1 protein-coding gene is annotated in these 317 nt (G+C 65.6%); it reads right to left on the bottom strand.

Translation table 11 applies throughout. The annotated features are described in order from the left end of the window. Nucleotides 1-257: hypothetical protein (locus B4E36_RS21355; protein ID WP_414673804.1), on the bottom strand; the 257-nt coding region annotated here is incomplete at its 3' end. Between the last annotated feature and the right edge of the window lie 60 nt (nucleotides 258-317).

Genomic DNA, 317 nt, shown 5'->3' with positions numbered 1-317 from the left:
CTTCCGAGCAAAGGCGCGAGCCCTTCGGTATCGCCGAAGGATTGATAGCTGTAGCTGGCATCGCTTGTCAGCACCAGGGCGGCCAGGCGTTCGGCGGGGTCTTCGTAGCGCGCGAAGGCGGTGGGCGCCGTCATCACGACGCTGTTGCCGAAGGAAGACATATCGACCGCAAGGCCAGCCGGCGCGATGCCCCTGGCGCCCTTCCAGAGCGTGGCCGCGTTGACGCCCACGACCTGCGAACGCGGAGGCATCTTCACCGGCATTGCCAGTTCGCCCCATATGCCGGTACAGACCAGGTACCCGTCCCTCAAACGACC

It is taken from the genome of Martelella sp. UBA3392, assembly GCF_002358775.1.
GTDB classification, from domain to species: domain Bacteria; phylum Pseudomonadota; class Alphaproteobacteria; order Rhizobiales; family Rhizobiaceae; genus Martelella; species Martelella mediterranea.
The sequence above is the reverse complement of the archived record's forward strand: the minus strand, read 5'-3'. Positions and strand labels throughout refer to the sequence as shown.